The following is a 22,207-nucleotide window of genomic DNA, read 5'->3' as shown; positions in this document are numbered from 1 at the left end:
CGGTCTCCGACCAACCTCGGTTCCCCGCCCACAACTGCTCCTGCGGTTGCGCCCCAAGAAGGGGCAGCCGGAAGAGGTCACACACTTACTCGACGTGGAGGCCGGTGACGACGGCCGCCTGATAGCCGTTCTGCCGGCCGGGCTGACGCTCTGCGAAGGGCGATGGGACGCCTACGTACTTCGGGAGCCTGACGGTCAACGAGTCAGGGTACGCCCCGGGGCACGTGACCTTCGAGCCCTCGTTGACGGAAGCAGCCGTGACCGATCCTCGCCCATCGCCGTCCGGGTCCCGTATGTGACCAAAGACGGGTACCTCGCAGTGCGATCGTGGCTCCGGACCGTGCACGCAGAGGTCGAACGTATCCAGGCCGCCGACCACTCCATGACAGTCACCGCCCGACTACACGGTAGGTCACTCCGCCGAGGGGCCGCCGTACGTCTGCGTTTGCGCGGCACCAGCACGGCTCGGACCCTCGAGCCCGAGGTGGAGGACGACCGGAGGGGTTTCTCCTTCACCGTCGGCAGCAGTGAGCCGGTGGACGTGGGGCGAGACAGCGGCGTCTGGGATGTCTTCGTCCAAGCCGAGGAGAACGCACCTTTGGCTCGGATCGGCCGCCTGCTGGATGACGTGGCGGACCGCAAGGAGATCTTCGTCTACCCGTCGATCACCCTCGGCGCCACGCAGGTCAGGCCCTATTACACGGTGGACAACGACCTGTCCTTGGAGGTAGCCCGACAGAACTGACATTCCTACGAGCCATCACGTAATGAAGTGATGCCAGCCGGTGCCTTTACGGGGCCGGCATGCCTGGTTGGGGTACCAGCTCCGCGCAGCCGGCTGCTCCGATGGGGGCCTTGTGCCGCTCGTTCGCGGGTCGGGTCTCATTCGGGGTAAGTCAGGTAGCGGGTGGTGGGGCCTTGACCCTTGATCTTGTACACACGAGACACTGGATCCTGAGGATGAGGACGGACATCTCGTGGTCATGAGGAAAGGCCGTGGTCGAGAAGTTCCCGGGTGGATGGGCGGCGGTGAGGGGGGGCCGGAGCGTTCGCTGCAGCGGTCCACCGGAGCGTTCGCTGCAGCGGTCCAATGGACGCGAGGGGGATGAAGCCTGGGCCCGGCAACCGTCCCAAGGTCAATGTCGCCGAACGCGTGGCCCGCGTAGGCATCGACGTCAAATCGATTCCACCGCCGAAACGAAACGGGCCTCGGTGGACCGACTCGACGATGGCGTGGTCGGGTGGACGTACTCCTACGCGCGACGACCGCGCAGCATCTATTACCGGTGCTTCACCGATCCGGATGAGCGCGGCCTGTACCCGGCGGACGATACTGCGACGGACCGCCGGACGTCGTGATGCAGCAGATTCATTCCCGCACGGCCTTCGTACTGGTCAAGTGTCCCTTTCGTCGGAGCACAGGATCAGACGAAGGCCGTGTTCACGTCCCCGGAATCCTCGTACGAGCGAGCACGTTCGGCACCTCGTTCGAGGGCAGACCGTAAAGAACGGGATCAGCGGAAGGTGACTGTCAGTGGGGTGTGGACGGAGTGGTGGGGAAGGGTGATCGTCAGTGTGTCTGTGGCGGCATCCCAGGTGTAGGCGTGGGCGGACAGGGTGGTGCCGGCGGCCGTGACGCGGGTCGGTGCCTTCGTCCCGCGGACCGACACGGTCCAGGTGCGCTGTCGGGGCTGGCCGTGGAACGTTCCCTTGGCCCCGCCGATGGACAGGGTGCGGACACCACCGGACTCCTTGTAACGGATGGCGGTGGTGGCACTGCGGGCTCTGCCGACGGCCTTGCCATCGTCCTCGTAGAGGCTGGTGGAGCCCGAGGCCCCGGCGGCGACGGTGAGGGTGACGTCGGTCAGAGGGCTGAGATCGTCCGCGGCCACGTCGTGGGTCCGGGTGGGCAGGATGCCGCCGGCCTTGACGAAGACGGGCATCGAGTCGAGACCGCTCGTAACGTCCTGGGTCGTACCGCCGGTGTAGGTCTTGCCGGTGAAGTAGTCCGTCCACTGGCCCGGCGGGAACCACACCGAGGTGGTGGCCGAGGTACCGGCGGCGGTGACGGGAGCGACGAGGACGTCGGAGCCGTAGAGGTACTCGCTGTCGGCGGTCGTGTACGCCTTCGCCTCCTCCGGGTATTCCAGGTACATGGGGCGGACGATCGGCAGGCCTGTGCTGTTCGCCTGCTCGGCGAGTGTGTACGTGTACGGGACCAGCGCCTCACGCAGGTTGAGGAACTTGTCCGCTGACTTCCGGGCCGCCGTGCCGTACTGCCAGGGCAGCCGGTCGCTGTGGTTGCTGTGCAGGCGGTCGATCGGCTGGAAGGTGCCCAGCTGGACCCAGCGGGCGTAGAGGTCGTCGGGGAGCTTGTGCGTGGTGTAGGTCCTGCCGTCCGACGTGTAGGTCTCCGAGCCGGTCAGGCCCGTGGTGTCGTTGTGGCCGCCGATGTCGTGGGTGATGGCCGCCATGCCGGTCGCCGCCGATTCCCCCGGCGTGTAGCCGACTTCGAGCTTCAGCGTGCCCCAGGTGGACGACGTGTCGCCGGTGAAGTGGACCGTCGTGCGTTTGTCCGCCCACGGTCCGGTGGGCAGCCCCTGCTGACCGCTGTAGCCGCCTGCCTGGAGCGATCCGTAGGCCCGGGAGAGGACGAACCCGCGCCCGATCCGCTGCGCGGTGGCGGTGGCGTACTGCTGGTTGATCCACGCGTCCGGGGTGACACCGGGCAGGGACGAACGGGCAGCGTCGCAGCACCAGTCGAGCCACCAGAAGTCATTGCCCTGGTCGTCCATCGTGCGATGCAGGTCCATGTACGCCTTGAGCTGGTCGGGGTCGCCGAAGTCGAAGGTGTAGCAGTCGTCGCCGGCGCCCGAGGCGCAACCGCCCTTCGTCAGCTTGCCCTTGGCCGTGGCCTGCGCCTTGGCGAACTGCGGGTCGGACGCGAGGATACTGGGGTGCACGTTGAGCGTGTTGTGCAGGCCCTCGGCGGCGGACCAGTCGAAGAAGCCCTTGGGGTCCGGGAACTTCGCCGGATCCATCTCCCAGCCGCTCCAACTGTTGACCGCCTTGAAGTCCGTGTCGGTGACCAGTACGTCGAGTGGGACTCCCTCGGAGCGGAACGCCGGCAGGATCGTGTTCCGGTAGTCGGTCGCGGTGCGGTCGATGTACTCCGAGTACCAGACTCCGTAGGCCCATTGGGGAAGGAGGGCGGGGGGCCCGGTGAGCGTGGCCAGGTCGGCGAAGCCCTGCTTGTAGTCGTGCCCGTACGCGAAGAGGTAACCGTCCTGGTACGGGGCCCCACTGTGTCCGGGACGCGGGGTCACCTTCTGCGTGCTGGTGTCGTAGAGCGCCGAGGACGTGTCGTCGAGCAGGTACCAGCCGTCGCGGTTGAGCAGACCCGGTGTGGTGACGAGGGGGCCGCCGTTACCGGTCACGCCGTCGAGCCCGCGGCGGTAGCCGCCGAGGGCGATGTGTGGGGGCGGGGCGGCGCCGGTGGACGTGGTGACCGCGAGGGTGTCCGCGTTCACGTGGCAGCTCGTGGCCTCGGGGCAGCTGAGCGTGATGTCGTCGGCTCCGGCCTTCAGGGTGACGGGGACTGCGGCGGTGTCCCACGTGTCCCAGTCCGCGGTGGCGGGAAGCGACAGCGTGCGGCTCGCGCCGCTCGCGGAGACCGTGGCGGTACGTGTCCGGTGCGCGCCGTCGCCGCCGGTGCCGTTGGCATAGCGCACGTGCAGGGTGTAGTTGCCGTCGGCGGGGACGCCCACCACGTGGGTGGTCAGGGTCGATCCCTGGTTCAGCTCGGCGACGAAACCGCCGCCGGCGTACCCCTTGTGGTCGGTGGCGCTGACGGCGGTGCCGCCGGTACGAGCGGCCTCCGCCTCGCAGCTCACGGCGAACCGGCAGTCGGCCGCGGCCGTGTTGGATGCGGGCGGGTACGGGTCGCCGGGGCGTACGACGGCGACGCTGTCGACGTTGACGTTCCCGGAGTCCGTGGCGGTCCGGGTGAGGGCGAGCGTGTGATGTCCGGCCTCGAGGTGCAGGGACGCGGTTGCGAGCTTCCAGGTGTCCCAGTCCGCGGTGGCCGGCAGGCTGGCGGTCTGCGGGCTACCGCCGTCAACGGTGACGGACAGCGTGCGGGACTGCGTCTGCCCGTCGCCGCCGCGGGAGTTGGCGTAACGCAGGCCGAACTGGTAGTTCCCCGTGGTGCTGACATCGATGTCAGAAGTGATGGAGCCGCCGGTGCTCTGGAATCCCGCGGCGAAGCCCGTCCCCGTGTAGCCGGTGTGGTCGTTGGCGACGGAGACGCCGTCGAGCCGGAGGTTCTCCGCCTCGCACAACTCGCCGGTTCCGCAGGTGAGATGCTGCCAGGGACTAGCGGTCACCGGGACGCTGCCCGCTGTGGTCGCGACGGAGAGGTTTCCGGTGTCGAACTGCCCCGAGCCGAGCCGATAGCGCAGGGTCATTGCGCTGGTCCGGACGGTCAGCCAGCCGTCGGACCTGTCCGTCGTGTAGGCGGTAGGGGTGAATCCGGCGCGTCCGATGGCGTTGAAGGTCGGGGCGTCGGTGAACTTGCCGTCGCCCGCGTACTCGGTGCGGATCAGCGTCGGCGAGAGTATCTCGAAGCGCGCGTCCCCGGCGGTGACGGACGGGATCCGCAGATGGGGGCTGCCGGCCGTGCCCGTAGCGCCCTGGGCCGACGCGGCCGACGTACCGGAGAGGGTGACGACGGCGGCCGTGCCCAGAGCAGCGGTGATCCCGGTCCACCGACGTAGGGATCTCGGCCGCCGTCTTCTCTGAAGGGACCTCATGAGCGACTCCGTTCTCAGTGCGACCGGTGAAGGGCCCCCACAGCACCCGTACGGGTGCGTCCCCTTTGGTTACAACGATGCAAAAGTGCAGAGGCATCACAACACACCTCCCGTTGATACATCTAGTGCTGCGTCAGCCAACGCTCGCCCCGGGTTGTCCCCGTCTCCGCACCGTTCTGTGCGCCGGCAAGCTACCGGTGTCTGCTGGGAGTTGGAGGGAGGGCTCGGAAGGCTTCGGCTTAGATCCTGATCCCACATCTACCAGGTCAGGAAAGACGCTGGATCGTGGAGCACGTGAGTGATCACCCGGAAGCGGCTGTCCCGCCTGTCGAAGCCTATGAACCCCCTTACTACGTAGCTGTCTTCGCTACAGTGCGAGGTCATGGAAAGAGCGGCTCCAATGAGACCAACGCCCGCCTGGACGACCTGGTGAAGGCGGTTCCGGGGTCCTGGAGTTGGGCCCGCGCAGACTCCTGGTGGGCTGGGCATCACCGTCGGGGCGGGTGACGTCCGGGCTGGAACGGTCGGTGAATTCCTTGACCGAGAAGACCGGTAGGTTGCCGCGTGCGCTGTCGCGCTCGTTCTGCAGCCTGCAGCGGTTCCAGGACCTGGTCGAACGGTGACTTCTTGTTGTCGTCTGTCGCGCTGAGCAGCGTGTAAGGGGTGACTCCGCTGTGGCGGGCGAGGGTGGCGTACAAGACGCGTCCGAGGGTCTTCCCGGCGCCCCCGAGGGCGAGGGCCCAGGCGGCTCGGGAATTGGTGAAGCCGCGTTCGAGCAGGAGGGGGACCAGGTCGACGACGACCGCGTACACGGTGAATGCGGAGAGGGCCAGGGCGCAGGCCGGTGGTCGGTGAGGGCTGCGGTGGTGGGGGCGAAGCGGTGGAGGCGAGGCCGCCGGCGAGGGTGACGACGGTCAGGGCGCGGACGTGGTCAGGGGCGTACCAGCGGGTGAGGGCGGCGAAGGCGGGCGGGTGGAAGGTGGCGACCATCGCGGCTCCGGCGAGCAGCCAACCCGCAGTGAAGACGGGCAGGTCGGGTGCGGCGGCCACAAGGAGGAGGCTGAGTGCACCGAGGAGGGAGTCGGCTGTCATCACGGTGCGCGGTCCGTGGCGGTCGATGATCCGGCCGACCCGGATTCCGGCGAGGGCGGAGACCGGCAGCGCGGCGGAGAACGATGCGGTGGTGGCGCCGGTGGGCCAGCCGGTGGTGGCGGTGATCTGGGGGTTCAGTACGGGGAAAGCGTCGTAGAGGATGCCCCATGGTGATCTGGGTGGCGCACAGGGCAGGCGGCGCGGCGCGGGGCCGCGACCGGACCCCCGTTCCGGTCGCGGCCCCGCTGGTGTGGAGTTCGGTCATCGGCGGATCAGCAGCAGCCGCCCGCGGGGACCGCTGTCGTATCGGTTGCGGCGGGGGCCGCGCAGCGGGTGCTGCCGTGCTGTCTGGCGAGGGAGCCGGCGTCGGCCTTGACGACGTAGACCTCCCACGGTTCCTGGCCGGGGCCGTGGACCCAGACCTTGTCCTGCACGGCGTAGCAGCAGGTGGTGTCGTTCTCCACGTCCGTCGCGAGGCCCTGGTCTGCCAGGCGGGTGGTGGCCGCGTGGACGGCTTCGGTGGATTCGACTTCGACGCCGAGGTGGTCCATCCGTGTGGCCTCGCCCGCGGTGCCTTCGATCAGGACGAGCTTCAGTGGGGGTTCTGAGATAGCGAAGTTGGCGTAGCCGTCGCGGAGTTTGGCGGGCTCGGTACCGAACAGCTTGCTGTAGAAGGCGATGGACGCGGCGAGGTCGGGGACGCGGAGGGCGAGCTGTACGCGGGACATGACGATCCTCCTGCGGTAGGGGTGGTGGCGCCCCGGCCCGTGGAAGCCGGGGCGCCGGTGCGGGCGCGGTTCAGCAGCACCCGCCGGACGAGGACCCCTCGCCGGCGGCGGGGGTGGTGATGCCGATCTGGACGAGCTGGGGCGCCGGAGCGCAGCAGCCTCCCTCATGCGCTCCGGCGGCCGGGGCGCCCGTCAGGCCGCTGCCTCTGCATACTCCGGTCTCCGGCAGGATGAGTTCTACGCGGTCGGCGACATCGAGGTCGCCGGCGATGGCGGCGGTGACGGAGCGGACCTGCTCGTAGCCGGTCATGGCGAGGAAGGTGGGGGCACGGCCGTAGGACTTCATGCCGACCAGGTAGATGTCCTGTTCGGGGTGGGACAGTTCGCGGTGGCCGTGCGGGTAGACGGTGCCGCAGGAGTGCTGGTTGGGGTCGATGAGCGGGGCCAGCGCGAGAGGTGCCTGGAGACGTTCGTCCAGGCCGAGGCGGATCTCGGAGAGGAAGGACAGGTCGGGCCGAAGGCCGGTCAGCACGATCACCTCGTCGACCGGGTCGAGACGGCGGCCGTCCTCACCGGTCAGCACGAGGCGGCCGTCGGTGTCGCGGTCGATGGATTCGGTGCGGAACGCGGTGACCGCGTCCGCGTACCCGTTGTCCACGGTGGCCTTCGCGGCGAGCCCGAGGGCGCCGCGGGCGGGGAGTTCGTCGGCTGCACCTCCGCCGAAGGTCGAGGCGCTGATGCCGCGGCGCAGGATCCACACGGCATGCGTTCCGGGTTCGTCGCCTGCGAGGTCGGCGAGGCCGGCGAGCGTGGTGAAGGCGGAGGCGCCGGAGCCGATGACGGCGGTGCGCCTGCCCGCGTAGCGGGCCCGTACGGCGGGGTCCCCCAGGTCGGGCAGGCGGTAGGTGATGCGGTCGGCTGCTGCCCTCTCGCCGAGCGCGGGCAGGCCGCCGGCTCCGGCTGGGCTGGGCGTCGTCCAGGTGCCGGAGGCGTCGATGACCGAGCGGGCGATCACGCGCTGCTCGGCACCGTCGGCGGTGATGAAGTGCACGGCGAAGGGCTGCCTTTCCCGGTCGGCGTCGACGACTCGATCACGTCCGGCGCGCGAGACGCCGGTGACCCTCGCGCCGAAACGCACGCGGTCGCCCAGAACGTCGGCCAGGGGCTTGAGGTAGAGCGCGGCCCAGTCGGCGCCTGAGGGGTAGGTGGTCGCGTCGGGCTTGATCCAGCCGGTCGGCGCGAGGAGCTTTTCCGCAGCCGGGTCGGTGACCTCGCCCCAGGTGGAGAACAGCCGGACGTGGCCCCACTCCCGTACCGCGGCCGCCGCTGCCGGTCCGGCTTCCAGAACCAGGGGTTCGATACCGTGCTCGACGAGGTGTGCCGCGGCGGCCAGTCCGACCGGTCCCGCTCCGATGACAACGACGGGAAGCTGGTCGCTCATGGCGCAAGGTCTCCTCAGACGCAGAGTGTTGGCAGGTGGTGCAGGGGTATCGGCCGCGGGGCGCAGGCAGGAACGCTCGCCGGGACCGTTGCCGAGTGGTGGCACGTGAGACATGACCGGGGTCACGCAGGAGCGGATCACGGGGCTCGTTGTCCGCAAGCCGCCCTCTTGTATCGACGTTTATCGATGTCTTTCGATACGCGAAGCTTGCCACTGGTATCGATGAGTGTCAACATAGACGCATGTCGAATTCTCAGGTGGTGGAGCTCTCGGTGCTGCCGGCCGAGCCGGTCGTCCCGTGCTGCCCGCCGATCACGTCGGCCGAGCTGTCCCAGGCGGACGCGGAGAAGATGGCCGTCATGTTCAAGGCACTCTCCGACCCGGTGCGGCTGCGCCTGTTCTCCAAGGTCGCCTCGCATGAAGGCGGCGAGGCGTGCGTGTGCGACATCCAGGACGTCGGCGTCTCGCAGCCAACCGTCTCCCACCACCTGAAGAAGCTGCGCGAGGCTGGCCTGCTGACGTCCGAGCGGCGCGGCACCTGGGTCTATTACCAGGTAGCGCCGTCCGTGGTGGCGGCCATGTCCGCCATGCTCGACCTGCGCTCCTGACTTCCGCCTCACCGGGGCGTGCGGCGGTTCCGTTCGCGCTGGCCGGTGGCGACGGGCCCGCGGATGCTGCGCAGAGGGCTTATCCCGGATCATGTGCGGAGCCAGATCACGAGTGCTGCGAGGGTGACGGTGCCGAGGTAGATGTGTCTACCGGCGGCGGAACGTCGTCGAGCGCCGCTTCAACCGGGACCTCTTAACCGACGCGCGCGAGGGGTGCCACGGGCCCGTGGCACCCCTCGCGCGCGTCCAGCGCCCGGCAGGCCGGGCTTACTTGTGGATGCGCGTCACGTTGTGGCCGCTGACGTTGACCTCGTTGTGGATGTCCCCGACGTGGAAGTCGATGAGGCCGCACAGCAGGCAGCCCGGGTTGTTGGCCGGGGGAACCGGGGTTTGGGACACGGTGACGGTGGTGGTGTCACTCGAAGCGCCGCAACTGTCGTCGCCGTTGTAGGCGGCGGTGATGGTGTGTGTTCCGGTGGTCGTGAAACCGGTGGTCAGTGAGGAGTGTCCGTCGGCGGAGACGGGTGCGGTCGCGAGGAGGTCCGGGCCGTCGAAGAACGACACGCCGAGGCCGCCGCTCGGGTCCGAGCTGCAGGTCACTGTCGCGTCGAGGGTCACCAGTTGCCCGGTCGTCGCCGAGGAGGGCGTTGCCTGGACCGTGGTCGACGACGGATCGGCGGCGGCAGCCGACGGAGCGATGAACAGCACTGTGGCCGCTGCCGCTACAACGACCATGACTCCGGCTTTGCGCGCACGACACGCTTTCACTGAGGGGCCTCCTCGGTCTGATCGGCAGGCGGGGATTCGCCGTAACCGTTCGGTGCGTGACCTTAGGCCGCTTTTGATGGCATATGCGGGAGGCGCGGGTCCCGGCGGCCCCACCTGAGTCATCGGCTCGCTCGAATGGGCTGGAGCGGGCCGATGGCGCGGGGTAGGCGCGGGCCAGTGGCGCCGATGCCGAGGTACTGGCTAGATCGCGGGAGGCGCGACCCGTTGGTAGGCGAGCGAGTTGCTGGTGCCGCCCGACGTCGTGACGCTCACCAGCACCGGACCCGCCGGACCTGCCGGGGCGATCGCGATCGCTGTCGTGTCCGACACCACGGTAAAGGCCGCCGGTGCGGCGCCGAAGTGGACCGCGAAGGTCGTGGTCAGCCCGGTGCCTGTCAGGGTCACGGCGGCGCCCGCGCCCGTCGGCCCCTGCGCGGGCGACAGCGTGGTGAGTGCCGGCGCTGCGAGGTAGGCGTAGGTGACGGAGTTGCTGGTGCCGCCGGGACCGGTGACGGTGACCGCCACCGTGCCGGTGCCGGCCGGGGCGACTGCGGTGATCTGGGTGGCGGAGTTGACGGTGTAGGAGGTCGCGGGGGTGCTGCCGAAGGTGACGGCGGTGGTCCCGGTGAGGCCGGTTCCGGTGAGGACCACGCTCGTCCCGCCGGTCGCCGGGCCCTGGGCAGGCGAGACGGACAGCAGCGAGGGCGCGTTGAGGTAGTAGAAGAACACCGGCCCCGAGGTGCCGCCTACGGTGGTCGCGGTGACCGCCACCGCGCCGGTGCCGGCCGGGGCGACTGCGGTGATCTGGGTGGCGGAGTTGACGGTGTAGGAGGTCGCGGGGGTGCTGCCGAAGGTGACGGCGGTGGTCCCGGTGAGGCCGGTTCCGGTGAGGACCACGCTCGTCCCGCCGGACGTCGGGCCCTGGTTCGGCGCGATCGCGCTGAGGGTCGGCGTGGGCGCGTAGGTGTAGGCAACCGTATTGCTGAGCCCAGCGGGTGTGCGCACGGTGACGTTCACCGTGCCGGTTCCGGGCGGGACGGTCGCCGTGATCGTCGAGGGGGTGTTGACCGTGTACGAAAGTGCGGCCGCGGAGCCGAACATGACAGCGGTGGCGCCGGTGAACTGGCTTCCGTTCAGGGTCACGGGATTGGTGCCCGCCGCCGGACCCGTGTTGGGTACGACCGAGGTGAGGACGGGAGGGGCCACGGTGACTCCAAGGGGTGTGGTCGGCCTCGCTGGGCCGCGAGCTGGGCGGTCACGGAAGCGGTTCGGGCGGGCGTACGCGAGTTCGCACCGCTTCCGCTGGGCACGGGCCGGTGGACCGGAGCGGACCTGAACCGTGCGCAGCCGTGCGTCCGGGACACCGTCAGATGCCGGGACCGGACACGTAGGTGAATCCGCCGCTGGCGGTGGCGCTACCGCCCTCGGTGGTCACGACGACATCGACGGACCCAGCGGCGCCCGGCGGTGTGACGGCCACCAGCGTGGCGTTGTTCAGCACTGCGAAGGACGCGCTGGTACCGCCGAAGGTGACGGCCGTGGTGGACGCCAGGCCGGTGCCGGTGACGGTCACCGAGGTACCGCCGGACGTCGACCCCGAGGCGGGTGTGAGCGAGTCCAGCGTCGGCGTGTCGACGTAGGCGTAGGTGAGCGGAGCGGTCGTGCCCCCGGTGGTGGTGACGGTGACGTCGACCGAGCCGCTGAAACTGCCGGCCGGAACGACCACCGACAGCTGGCTGTCCGAGATGACCGTCGGCGTCGCGCTGTTGGAGCCGAAGGACACGGCGGTGGCCGTGGAGAGTCCGTAGCCGTTGACGGTGACCGTGTTGCCGCCCGCAGTGGGACCGGAGCCCGGGCCCACGGACACCGCGATCGGTGGGCTGATGTAGAAGAAGGAGATCGAGTTGCTGGTCCCTCCCGGGGTCGTCACGTTGACATCGACGACGCCGCAGCCCGCGGGGTCGATGACGGTGATCGAGGTCGGCGTGTTCGCGGTGATCGTGGCCGTCTGGGACCCGAAGTGGACGGCGGTGGCACCGGACAGGTTCACGCCGGTGATGGTGACGGTTGTTCCGCCGCTGGTGGAGCCTTGGTTGGGACTGATGGGCATGAGGGGGTTCCTCCTCACTCGGAAGTCTCTCCGAGCAGCGACTGGGTGTCCCGATCCACGGACGTCCCGAACCGGCCCAGGCCGACGCGTCCGGCCGCTGGCGGATGGGGATGTGCGGAGGCCCGTCCGGACGGGATGAGTTCAGTCCCGGGAGGGAGGCTTGTCCGCGGCGACTCGATGGACCATCGCCCATTGATGCAGACACCTGAATTAACCCATCCGAGTGATCGCCCCGCCAAGAGAATTGGCACGGTATCAACCGTTTGGCGGAGCGCGTTTGGCGTGCGACGGCGCGTTCCGGTGGTACACGGTGACCTGTCGGGCCATCACGACCACGGAGGATTCCACGACGTGCGCGCCACCCGCACCGGTGTGCGGGCATAGACGGTGTAGAGCAGGGCAACGGCGACGTCGACTCCGAAGACGGCCCGAATGTCGACGGCCGCGGCGGTCTTGGCGACCGCACGGCCCCGGCGACGGTGTTGCGGTTGGTCAGCGCGGGCGCGCCTTCATCCCACGTGCGCGCTGCCTGGCGGCGCCCTGCCCGTTCTTGGAACATCGAACATGCCCCCGGTGCACGGCGCCTGGAACAGGGACAAAGATCGTGTCGACCATGCGTCTGCAGCGATCCGCGCACCGAGGCCAGTGCGGTCCAGGCAGCGCGTCAGCTCGCCTGCGGTGCCCGTGTCAGCTGCTGTGCGGCGCTGAACTTCCGCCGCCAGGCCAGGGAGACGTAGACGAGCGCGACCAGGACCGGGACCTCGATGAGGGGGCCGACGACTCCGGAGAGAGCCTGGCCGCTGGTGACTCCGAAGGTGGCGATGGCGACCGCGATGGCCAGCTCGAAGTTGTTGCCCGCGGCGGTGAAGGCGAGGGTGGCGGTGCGGTCGTAGGCGAGGCCGATGACCTTGCCGAGGGTGAAAGTCCCGAACCACATGACCGCGAAGTACACCAGTAGCGGCAGGGCGATGCGGGCCACGTCCAGCGGCTGCGAGGTGATGGTCTCGCCCTGCAGGGCGAAGAGGATGACGATCGTGAAGAGCAGGCCGTACAGGGCCCACGGGCCGATCTTCGGAAGGAAGCCGGTCTCGTACTTCTCGCGGCCGAGCTTGCGTTCGCCGATGCGGCGGGTGAGGAAGCCGGCCAGCAGCGGGACGCCGAGGAAGATGACGACGTTCAGGGCGATCTTCCACATGGAGATGTCCAGGTGCTGGCCGTTGTCCAGGCCGAGCCAGTTCGGCAGCAGGGCGAGGTAGAACCAGCCGAGCAGGCCGAAGGCCAGGACCTGGAAGACCGAGTTGAGGGCGACGAGGACGGCGGCGGCCTCGCGGTCGCCGCAGGCCAGGTCGTTCCAGATGATGACCATGGCGATGCAGCGGGCCAGGCCGACGATGATCAGGCCGGTGCGGTACTCGGGCAGGTCCGGCAGGAAGATCCAGGCCAGCGCGAACATGACCGCCGGGCCGACGAGCCAGTTGATGACCAGCGAGGAGACCATGAGCTTGCGGTCGCCGGTGACTGCGTCGAGTTTGTCGTAGCGGACCTTGGCCAGGACCGGGTACATCATGATCAGCAGGCCGACGGCGATCGGCAGGGAGATACCGCCGATCTCCACCTTCGCCGTGGCGTCGTCGAGGCCGGGGATGAGCCGGCCGAGGCCGAGGCCGACGGCCATCGCGGCGAGGATCCACACGGCGAGGAACCGGTCGAGCGTCGACAGCTTCGCGACGACCGACGAGTCCTCGGTGGTCGCGGGTGCTTCGGAGGGGGTCACGGGCAGGCCCTCTTGTTGTCGGCGGCGTTGCGGGCGGACTCGGCCAGGTCGGCGAACTGTCCGGCGAGGCGGGCGATGACGTCGGCGCGCAGTTTGTAGTACGTGAAGCGGCCGCACGGCTCGGTCTCCACCACTCCGGCCTCGCGCAGCACTCTCATGTGGTTGGAGAGGTTGGTCTGCTTCGCCCCTGTCTCCTCGATGAGGTGCGTGGTGCAGAGCGTCTCCTCGGCCAGGAGGGAGACGATCTGGAGACGGAGCGGGTCGGCCAGAACCCGCATCAGATCAGTGTCGACTGACATCAGCATGGACTGATATTCTCACAGCATTCCCGACCGATACCAGTCCGGGGTGATCTTCGGGACCCGCATCCCCACACCCGTGGGAGACCCACACCCCGAAGGGGCGTCCCGTGACCCCATCCCCACCGCCCGTGCTGCCTGACGACCGGCCGGCCTCCGGCATCACCCGCCTCGCCCTGCGCTACCGCGGACGCTTCTCTCCCGAGACCATCCAGCGCCTGGTCACCGACTCCTACGAGCGCCTGGCCGAACACGCCCGCGTCCGCACCCACCTGGTGCTGCTGGCCGAGCACCTGGTCGTTGAACGCCTCGAGGCGCTTGCGCACATCGGGGGCGCCCCGGGCGTGGGCCTGCCCCGAGTGCTGTTCGTGTGCGGCCACAACGCCGGCCGCTCCCAGATGGCAGCCGCCCTACTCGCGCATCGCGCGGGCGGCCACGTGACCGTCTTCTCTGCCGGGACTCTCCCGGCCGCCGACGTCGAGCCGGTCGTCGTGCAGGTGCTGACCGAGGCCGGAGTGGACATAGCCGGCGCGTTCCCCAAGCCGCTGACGAACGAGGTCGTACAGGCGGCGGACATCGTCATCACGATGGGCTGCTGGGACGCCTGCCCCGTGCTGCCCTGCCGCCGCTACCTGGACTGGCCGGTCACCGACCCCGAGGGCGCCCCGATCGCGACCGTCCGTGGCATCCGCGACGAGATCGACGCGCACATCACCGAACTGCTCGACTCCCTGCCGGGCGCCTGAACTTCACCTCTGCACCACCCGTACCACCGCTCCATCACTGACGAAGGAAGAACCGATGTCCTCCAGCCCGCTCGCCTCCGTGCTGTTCGTCTGCGTCCACAACGCCGGACGCTCGCAGATGGCCTCCGGATTCCTCAACCACCTAGCGGGCGACCGGATCGAGGTCCGCTCCGCCGGCTCCATCCCGGGCGACCAGGTCAACCCCTCCGCCGTCGAGGCGATGAAGGAGGTCGGCATCGACATCTCCGGCCAGAAGCCGAAGATCCTCACCACCGAGGCCGTCCAGGCGTCCGACTACGTCATCACCATGGGCTGCGGCGACGCCTGCCCCATCTTCCCCGGCAAGGAGTACCTTGACTGGGACCTGGAGGACCCGGCCGGCAAGGGCGTCGAGGCCGTCCGCCCGATCCGCGACGAGATCAAGACTCACATCGAGGCCCTGATCGCCGAGATCGACGCCCGGCAGGAGGCGTGACCTCCGTGACCGACACCGGCATACGCGAGGTCATCGGCTCCGGCCCCGCCGGGTACACCGCCGCCCCCAACACCGCCCGCGCCGACCTCAAGCCGCTCGTCTTCGGCGGCGTCATCTTCGTCGGTGGCGCACTGACCACGACCTCCGATGTCGAGAACTTCCACGGCTTCCCCGACGGCATCGAAGACCCCGACCTGATGGCATATGCGGGCCCAGGCCGAGAAGTTCGGCGCCGAGACGGTCGACGACGACATCGTCGAGGTCGACCTCACCGGTGACATCGAGACCGTCACCGACACCGCGGGCACCGTGCACCGCGCGAAGACAGTGATCGTGGCCACCGGCTCCGCCGACGTCATCCTCACCCTCACCGCACACACCGACAGTGGCGAAGCCGACGTCACGGTCGCCGAACGCGACCTGGGCGTCATCGGCCACGCCCGCCTGCGCCCCGACCTCGCCCGCGCCCGATTCCTCGACACCGACACCCCGGCGCGTGCCACCACCTCGACGCCCAGCACCAGCTCGACCGTCGGTGCAGCGGCGGCTGATGGTCAGGTGGCCGGGGACGTCATTGGCGCTGGAGCCGACCACGTACTAGCCGCGGCCGCCTTGCCTCTCGCCTCCGGCGCCCTGCAGGGTCATCGAGCGCGGCGCGTTCATCCCGGAAGGTGACGACTGATGGCCGGCCCCACCGGGCACGGCGCCTCCCTCGACGACCTCCTGCGCGAGCAGGTCACGCCCCGCCACGCCTTGCCTCCTACAGCGCGAAGCACTGGCACGCCCAGCTCAGTCAGCTCACCGGCACCCGCCGCGGCTACGAAGCCCTCGACACTGCCGGCCTCGACGTCCGCCCCGACACCCTCATCAAGTGGCTGTCCGACCCTGAGTGCAACGTCCGCCGCAGCTACCGCGACCTCATCCACACCGCGTACGAGAACGTCGCCATCGTCCCCGCCGACCCCCTCCCCGACACCGTCAAGGACGGCCAGTTCGAGATCAGCGGCCTCGTCAAGACCGGCAACGACGAACGCGAACGCGGAACCCGCCGCGCCGCACCCCCCCTGCGCATCGACGCGAGCCGCGGCGACTGGAGCGACATCGAAGCCCTCTGGCAGGCAGGCGACCTGCGAGACGACGACTTCGAGGACCGCTTCATCGACGACATCATCGTCGCCGACATCGGCGAAGGCACCGACGGCTGGGAGTTCAGCGGAAGCTCGTATTCGGTCGAGCTCGGGTGACATACAACCCGGAAGCACGACATACACCGGCCATCAACGGATCTGGGCGCCGCCGTCAGTCTGTGGGACGGTCGCGATTGGCACCTTGATCTGTGGAGCGCCAAGTGGTTGCTCACCTGTACAGCTCACACCGATTGTTCCCGAAGGCGTCGAGACCGAACATGGCCTTCGCCGATCCCCGAACGGTGTGAGCTCGTGAAGCCCATGCGCGGCCTCGGCCTCATCGGTAGTCCTCCTGATGGCCCTGCATCCAGGTATTGATCTTGTCTCGCGTTCCGGTGAGCAGGTCCAGGTGTCTCCTGGGCTTCTCGAAGGAACTGTCGTCGCCCAGCACGGCCCGCAGATTCACGATCCAGGCGAGGGGTTCCTTGGAGAGCCCAGGGCCCTGGGGGTCCGCTTCCATCGCCTTGTCGAGACTGTTGAGCTCATCGAGCACCCGCCCAGGGTGTACTCGCAGTTACCCGGGGTAGTGCACGCGTCGTCGTAGGTGGCCTGTAAGGGCCGAATGCATCGCGGACCTTCTCGCTTCCGGTTCCGCCGCGCTCGGGGCGGCCGGCTCCTCGGTCGCGGGGGCCGATACTGCCTTGAGGCGCGTCGACTGGCCGTCTCTAGGAGGCGAGCAGCCTGACGAGCGTCAACGCTGTCGCACAGACGACCCGCGGCTTCCTCCAGCCCGGTCCCGAAGCCAGGCGGTTCAGCTTTCTCAAGCACACCAGGCCGCCGACAAGGCCCGCGCGCTCCGCAGCAGGAAGACGACGGTGTGCACTGGGTGCCTGCAGGCGCCTTCGAACGGAAGGGAAGGTTAGCCCTGGTAGAGGTCGCGTGGCCGGTCGGCCCTGCACCGCCCTCCTCGCTGACCACGGCCTCGACCCTTGGGTACTGGGGCACGGCACCTGCACGACATGCCCTCAGCACTCCCGTGGCACGGGATCCGTGCCGTGGTCGAACTGCCCTGGAACTGACAACTGCTCTGGAACTGCTACCCACCACCTCGTTGTCCGGCCGGAGGGTCTGTGCGGCTCGTCAGTCGAGAAAGCCCTGCCGACGTGCGGCATCGGTGAGGATGCGAATCAAGCGGTGTCGCCCGTAGAACAAGCGGAACGCCGCGATTTCATGGGGTATGTCGAGGATTTCCGCGACCTGGCTCGGGGAGAAGTCCTCGACGTCCGCGAGATGGACAACGATCGCCAGCCTTCGGGGAAGTCTCCCGAGCACCGTCCTCACCTCGCGGACGGACAGCCGTTCCAAGGCCTGGGATTGAGGCATCTGAGGGGCACTGAGCCTCGGAGGGCGTTCCACCGTCCACCAGCGGCAGGGACATTCTGCCGAGGATCTCGAACGTGTCGAGCGTTCCCGTCCACCAGGGGCGTGGAGCGCCGCGGTGTCGGCCAGCAGGTGGAACAGCCAGAGCTTCAGGCTCGTGCCGCCGGTGAACGCCCCGAACGCGCTGAAAGCTCGGACATACGTCTCTTGCACCCGTCTTCGGCGTGAGCGCGGTCGTGGGTCAAGTGCGTCGCGGCCGCGTACAAGCGGCTGAGGAACGGCATGGCCTCGCGTTCGAAACGTACGAGGAGCGGGTCTTGATCCGGCGCCGCTGCGTGAAGACCGTCCGAGGCGCGGGGGTCCCGTGGAGTCAGGATCCGCGTGCCGGGGTCACTGCCGGAAGGGATGGATCGCCGCTGGAGCGGATGAGGGCTGTTCATCGTCGCAATCTCGTAGACCAGCTGAGCACCCACTCGTGGAGCAGCAAAGTCCGTCTGGGGAAAGGGCCGGGGAAAGGGCCACAGAGACATGGGGCGGCCGAGTGGGCCTGGAGCCGGTTCGCTCGGCCGCCCCGTCGTGCCGGCGTCTGTTCAGGCGTCGGTCGCGGTCGGCTAGCGCATGGAGCGGAAGCCCGTGCGGAGCTCGTTCACGAGGAGCTCCGGCTGCTCCCAGGCGGCGAAGTGCCCGCCCTTGGGGAGCCGGTTGTAGTGGACGAGGTTCGGATAGGCCTGCCTGGTCCAGCTCTTGGGGGCCTCGTAGAGCTCGTCGGGGAAGACGCTCACGGCGACCGGGAGCTTGACCCCGTTGACCCCGAAGAACGGAGTCGTGTTCTCCGCGTAGAGACGGGCCGCGGAGACCGCGGTGTTCGTCAGCCAGAACAGCGTGACGTTGTCCAGGACGTCATCACGGGACAGACCCTCGCTCACACCGTGGAAAGCACGGGTGATCATGGCCAGGCTCTTCGCGTCGTGGTCGAGCAGGAAGGACGCCAGACCCACCGGGGAGTCCGCCAGCCCGGTCAGGGACTGCGGCCGCGAGCCCATCATGTACGCGTAGTAGACATGCCGGTACACGAAGTCCAGCTGGTCCACCGCGGTCCGTTCCTCGTCGGACAGCGTCAGGCCCTCGGGCAGCGGGTTGCCCTTGGCGAGCGCGGCGTCGATGTCGGTCGGAATCACCTTCGGCATGTTGGTGTGGATGCCGACGAGGCCCTCGGGCTCCTGTGAACCCATCAGGTCGGTGACGATCGCACCCCAGTCGCCGCCCTGCGCGACGTATTTGGTGTAGCCCAGGCGCTTCATCAGCTCGCCCCATGCGGCAGCGATGCGCTCCGGGCTCCAGCCCTTCTTCGCGGGCTTGCCGGAGAACCCGTAGCCGGGCATCGACGGAATCACCACATGGAAGGCGTCCGAGGCGTCGCCGCCATGAGCCGTCGGGTTGGTGAGCGGCTCGATGATCTTCAGCTGCTCGACGACCGAACCCGGCCACCCGTGCGTCACGATCACCGGCAGGGCGTTTGCGTGCTGGGAGCGGACGTGAAGGAAGTGGATGTCCAGCCCGTCGATCTCGGTGATGAACTGCGGGTAGGAGTTCAGTTTCGCCTCGACCTTGCGCCAGTCGTACTCCTTGGCCCAGTACCGGGCAAGTTCCTGAACAGTGGAGAGCTGTGTGCCCTGGGACTGGTCGGCGACGGTCTCCTTCTCGGGGAAACGTGTCGCCTCGATGCGCGCGCGAAGGTCCTGGAGCTCCGCCTCGGGGAATGCGAAGGTGAAGGGGCGGATGGCCGTCGATGCGGCAGTGTCAGACATGTGGGGAGGTTCTCCTTGCAGTGGTCAGCGGCTTCGCGCCGCGGGACTCGTCCACAGTGGATGCCGTTGGCGCGCGTCGCCCCAGGGGAACCCCCGGGGTCCACCCCCGGGTCCGGCCCCGGGGTCTTCCCTGCCCGGGGGCCGGTTCCGAGCCCCCCACGCCTTACTAAAATCAACAGAAGGGGAATAAGGTCATATGGCGGGGTAATCGGCGTATCAGGGAGCGATCCATGGGAGTGCCCGCCGTCGATTCACCGGTCACACTCCGTGGCCGGATCCAGGAGAAGGCCGCATTGGAGCGGGTGCTGGACAGGGCGCGCGCGGGGAGCAGCGCTGTCCTGGTGCTTCGCGGTGAGGCGGGGATCGGGAAGACCGCCTTGTTGGGCTATGCGGCCGGCCGGGCCGATGGGTTCCGTACCGCCGCCGTCGCGGGCGTCGAGTCGGAGATGGAGCTCCCGTTCGCGAGCCTTCAGCAGTTGTGTGCTCCCCATCTGGGCTGGCTCGAAGGGCTGCCCGGACCGCAGAGGGACGCGTTGTCCGTCGCGTTCGGGCTGCGGGAGGGGGAGGCGCCCAACCAGTTCCTGGTGGGCCTGGCCGTGCTTGGTCTGCTGGCCGGCGCCGCCGAGGACCGGCCACTGGCCTGCCTTGTCGATGACGCGCAATGGCTCGACGACGGTTCCCGGCAGGTGCTCGCATTCGTCGCTCGGCGATTGCTGGCCGAACCAGTGGCTTTGATTTTCGCCCTGCGGGATTCTGCCCATGCTCGTGAACTGGCGGGTCTGCCGGAAATGCTCGTCTTGGGCATGAGGGAGCCCGAGGCGCGAGCCCTGCTGGCATCGGCTGTAGGGGTACCGTTCGATCCCCTGGTACGGGAGCGGATCCTGGCTGAAGCACGTGGAAACCCGATGGCTCTGCTGCAGCTGCCGCGCGCGCTCGATCCCGTCGAGCTGGCGGGCGGCTTCGGATTCCCCGGCAATGGCCCCGTGGTCGGCAGCATCGAGACTGCACTCCGCCGGCGCTTCCGTACGCTGCCCGATGAGAGTCGACGGCTGTTGATGACTGGCGCGGCCGAGCCGACCGGCGATGTGGACCTCCTGTGGCGTGCGGCCGGCCTGCAGGGGATACCCGGGGACGCCGCCGCGGCGGCTGAAGCCACCGGTCTGGTCACATTCGGCGCCGGGGTCCGCTTCCAGCATCCCTTGGTGCGCTCGGCCGTGTACCAGACGACATCCGCCCCGGAGCGCAGGGCGGCCCACCAGGCACTGGCGGAAGCCACCGACCCGCACCACGACCCCGACCGCAGGGCCTGGCATCGCGGTCACGCCGCGGCCCGGCCGGACGAGGATGTCGCCTTCGATCTGGAACGCTCCGCCTGCCGGGCGGAGCGCAGAGGTGGCGTCGCCGCGGCAGCGGCCTTCCTACGGCGGGCCGCCGAGCTCACGCCCGACCCCGAGCGCCGCGTCAGCCGCGCGCTGGCCGCTGCCCAGGCCGCGATCGACGCCGGCGGAGGCGACCACGCCCACAACATGCTGGCGATGGCCGAGGCCGGCCCCCTCGACGACCTGCAGAGCGCCCGCTTGGAGCGACTGCGGGCGCGGCTGGTGTTCTCCGAAGTGCGCGGCAGCGAGGCGCCCGGGCTCCTGCTCGACGCCGCGAATCGGCTGGTGCCCCTGGATGGGGTCCTCGCCCGCGACACCCTGCTGGAGGCGACCGGCGCGGCGATCTTCGCGGGCCAGTTGAACGGGGGACCGGGACTGCGCGAGGTGGCGGAGGCGGCCCGCGCCGGACCACCGCCTTCGACACCGCCCAGGATGGTGGATGTCCTTCTGGACAGCTACACCAGCTTGATCATCGACGGGTACACGACTGGCGTCGGCGCTCTGAGGCGTGCACTGCACGTCGTGCTGCAGCAACAGAGATCCTGCGCGGCTGATGCCGACGGGCGATGGCTGTGGTTGGCCTTTCGGGTCTCGCCCGAGGCCCTCGCACCGGAGCTGTGGGACGACGAGGCGTGGTACGAGTTGGCGGGCGGCGCCGTTGCCGCCGCGCGCGGGACGGGAGCGCTCGGTGTCCTCCCGATGGCACTGAGCTACCAGGCATGCCTCAACGTGCACACCGGCCGGTTCGACACCGCGGCAGTCCTGATCGACGAAGGGACGGCCATCTCGGAGGCGATCGGCGGCGCGCCCATGATGTACTCGGAACTCGTGCTCGGCGCCTGGCGAGGCAGGGAAACCGAGGCGCTGGACGGCATCGAGAAGACCATCGAAGAAGTGCGCGCCCGAGGTGAGGGTCGCGTTCTCAGCCTGGCCGAGTACGCGACCGCCGTGCTCTACAACGGCCTCGGCCGTTACGAGGACGCGCTCGCGGCCGCGACACGTGCCTGCCGGTTCGAAGACCTGGGATTCTTCGGCTGGACTCTGACCGAACTCATCGAGGCAGGCGCCCGCAGCGGGCAGCCGGAGGCCGCCGTTCCCGCGCTGGCCAGGCTCAGCGAACGCACTCGTGCCTGCGGCACCGAATGGGCCTTGGGCGCGGAGGCCTGCTCGCGCGCGCTGCTGAGCGACGACCGGGCCGCCGAGGCGCTCTACCAGGAGGCGATCGAGCGTCTCGAGCGTTGCCGGGTCACCGTCCACCTGGCCCGCGCCCGGCTGCTGTACGGCGAATGGCTGCGCCGCCGGAACCGCCGCCATGACAGCCGCACTCAGCTCCGTACCGCCTACGAGACGTTCAGCCGGGTCGGCGCCGAAGGATTCGCCGAGCGCGCCCGCCGGGAACTCCTCGCCACCGGGGAGACTGCCCGTAAACGGACCTTCGGCACCGACTCCGAACTCACCGGCCAGGAAGCCCAGATCGCCGGGCTCGCCAGGGAGGGGCTCACCAACACCGAGATAGCCGCAGAGCTCTTCATCAGCTCACGCACAGTGGAATGGCACCTCGGCAACGTCTTCGCCAAGCTCGGGCTCAGCTCCCGCAGGCAACTGCGCTCCGCGTTGCCTGCGCCGTGTCGGGGGACATAGGCGCTGAGCCTTGAGCTGGC

The 22,207-nt window shown here is 69.0% G+C and carries 17 protein-coding genes and 2 pseudogenes; 7 read left to right on the top strand and 12 right to left on the bottom strand.

Translation table 11 applies throughout. The annotated features are described in order from the left end of the window. The first annotated feature begins 484 nt into the window (after positions 1-484). The gene (locus OG776_RS05260; RefSeq protein WP_315986940.1) at positions 485-745 is read left to right on the top strand and encodes a hypothetical protein; all 261 of its coding nucleotides are present in this window, start codon (positions 485-487) and stop codon (positions 743-745) included. Positions 746-1,514: 769 nt separating this feature from the next. Here the strand turns inward: OG776_RS05260 and OG776_RS05255 are convergent. From OG776_RS05255 to OG776_RS05240, 4 genes and pseudogenes are all read right to left on the bottom strand, one after another. Then, positions 1,515-4,811, bottom strand: a complete 3,297-nt coding sequence (locus tag OG776_RS05255; protein WP_329319208.1) for a TIM-barrel domain-containing protein — start codon at positions 4,809-4,811, stop codon at positions 1,515-1,517. Between the two features lie 671 nt (positions 4,812-5,482). Next, positions 5,483-6,168: pseudogene (locus OG776_RS05250) on the bottom strand (MFS transporter); the annotation flags it as partial. 7 nt (positions 6,169-6,175) lie between these two features. After that, complete coding sequence (locus OG776_RS05245) at positions 6,176-6,631, bottom strand: ArsI/CadI family heavy metal resistance metalloenzyme (RefSeq protein ID WP_148012121.1); 456 nt, start codon at positions 6,629-6,631, stop codon at positions 6,176-6,178. A gap of 70 nt (positions 6,632-6,701) precedes the next feature. After that, positions 6,702-8,072: an NAD(P)-binding domain-containing protein gene (locus tag OG776_RS05240; RefSeq protein WP_329319205.1), complete on the bottom strand. Its 1,371-nt coding sequence runs from the start codon at positions 8,070-8,072 to the stop codon at positions 6,702-6,704. Positions 8,073-8,314: 242 nt separating this feature from the next. Between OG776_RS05240 and OG776_RS05235 the strand changes: the two genes are divergently transcribed. Then, positions 8,315-8,680 carry an ArsR/SmtB family transcription factor gene (locus OG776_RS05235; RefSeq protein ID WP_329319203.1) on the top strand — a complete coding sequence of 122 codons (366 nt, stop codon included), beginning with the start codon at positions 8,315-8,317 and terminating at the stop codon, positions 8,678-8,680. 267 nt (positions 8,681-8,947) lie between these two features. On the opposite strand, the gene OG776_RS05230 is transcribed toward OG776_RS05235, so the two are convergent. The 5 genes from OG776_RS05230 to OG776_RS05210 all read right to left on the bottom strand — a co-directional run bounded on the left by OG776_RS05230 (position 8,948) and on the right by OG776_RS05210 (position 13,637). After that, on the bottom strand, positions 8,948-9,415 hold the full coding sequence (locus OG776_RS05230) for an Ig-like domain-containing protein (RefSeq protein ID WP_329319201.1): 468 nt from the start codon (positions 9,413-9,415) through the stop codon (positions 8,948-8,950). Between the two features lie 234 nt (positions 9,416-9,649). Beyond that, entirely contained in the window at positions 9,650-10,654 is a 1,005-nt protein-coding gene (locus OG776_RS05225; protein ID WP_148012118.1) for an IPT/TIG domain-containing protein, read from the bottom strand. Between the two features lie 160 nt (positions 10,655-10,814). Further along, positions 10,815-11,558 (bottom strand): IPT/TIG domain-containing protein, encoded by a 744-nt coding sequence (locus OG776_RS05220; protein WP_148012117.1) that lies wholly within the window; start codon positions 11,556-11,558, stop codon positions 10,815-10,817. A gap of 664 nt (positions 11,559-12,222) precedes the next feature. Continuing rightward, on the bottom strand, positions 12,223-13,332 hold the full coding sequence (gene arsB / locus OG776_RS05215; RefSeq protein WP_148012116.1) for an ACR3 family arsenite efflux transporter: 1,110 nt from the start codon (positions 13,330-13,332) through the stop codon (positions 12,223-12,225). Then, a complete protein-coding gene (locus OG776_RS05210) occupies positions 13,329-13,637 on the bottom strand; it encodes an ArsR/SmtB family transcription factor (protein WP_148012115.1) in 309 nt (102 codons plus the stop codon). The genes arsB and OG776_RS05210 overlap by 4 nt, the downstream gene beginning before the upstream one ends. 104 nt (positions 13,638-13,741) lie before the next feature. Between OG776_RS05210 and OG776_RS05205 the strand changes: the two genes are divergently transcribed. The 4 genes and pseudogenes from OG776_RS05205 to OG776_RS05190 all read left to right on the top strand — a co-directional run bounded on the left by OG776_RS05205 (position 13,742) and on the right by OG776_RS05190 (position 16,096). Beyond that, positions 13,742-14,377, top strand: a complete 636-nt coding sequence (locus tag OG776_RS05205; protein WP_329319197.1) for an arsenate reductase ArsC — start codon at positions 13,742-13,744, stop codon at positions 14,375-14,377. A 55-nt stretch (positions 14,378-14,432) separates the two neighbouring features. Next, positions 14,433-14,852 (top strand): arsenate reductase ArsC, encoded by a 420-nt coding sequence (locus tag OG776_RS05200; RefSeq protein ID WP_148012113.1) that lies wholly within the window; start codon positions 14,433-14,435, stop codon positions 14,850-14,852. A gap of 5 nt (positions 14,853-14,857) precedes the next feature. Then, positions 14,858-15,200 (top strand): annotated as a pseudogene (locus tag OG776_RS05195) (NAD(P)/FAD-dependent oxidoreductase); the annotation flags it as partial. A 323-nt stretch (positions 15,201-15,523) separates the two neighbouring features. After that, positions 15,524-16,096, top strand: coding sequence for a hypothetical protein (locus tag OG776_RS05190; RefSeq protein ID WP_329319194.1), 573 nt, complete (start codon positions 15,524-15,526; stop codon positions 16,094-16,096). A gap of 220 nt (positions 16,097-16,316) precedes the next feature. On the opposite strand, the gene OG776_RS05185 is transcribed toward OG776_RS05190, so the two are convergent. From OG776_RS05185 to OG776_RS05175, 3 genes are all read right to left on the bottom strand, one after another. Further along, positions 16,317-16,532 carry a hypothetical protein gene (locus tag OG776_RS05185; protein WP_329319192.1) on the bottom strand — a complete coding sequence of 72 codons (216 nt, stop codon included), beginning with the start codon at positions 16,530-16,532 and terminating at the stop codon, positions 16,317-16,319. A 587-nt stretch (positions 16,533-17,119) separates the two neighbouring features. Beyond that, entirely contained in the window at positions 17,120-17,344 is a 225-nt protein-coding gene (locus OG776_RS05180; protein WP_329319190.1) for a hypothetical protein, read from the bottom strand. 626 nt (positions 17,345-17,970) lie between these two features. Continuing rightward, complete coding sequence (locus OG776_RS05175) at positions 17,971-19,167, bottom strand: epoxide hydrolase family protein (protein ID WP_329319188.1); 1,197 nt, start codon at positions 19,165-19,167, stop codon at positions 17,971-17,973. Positions 19,168-19,397: 230 nt separating this feature from the next. Here OG776_RS05175 and OG776_RS05170 point away from each other — a divergent pair, with 230 nt between their 5' ends. Then, on the top strand, positions 19,398-22,187 hold the full coding sequence (locus tag OG776_RS05170) for an AAA family ATPase (protein WP_329319186.1): 2,790 nt from the start codon (positions 19,398-19,400) through the stop codon (positions 22,185-22,187). The last annotated feature ends 20 nt before the right edge of the window (positions 22,188-22,207 follow it).

Source organism: Streptomyces sp. NBC_01689 (genome assembly GCF_036250675.1).
In the GTDB taxonomy this organism is placed as follows: domain Bacteria; phylum Actinomycetota; class Actinomycetes; order Streptomycetales; family Streptomycetaceae; genus Streptomyces.
This window is presented reverse-complemented; position numbering and strand designations above follow the sequence as displayed.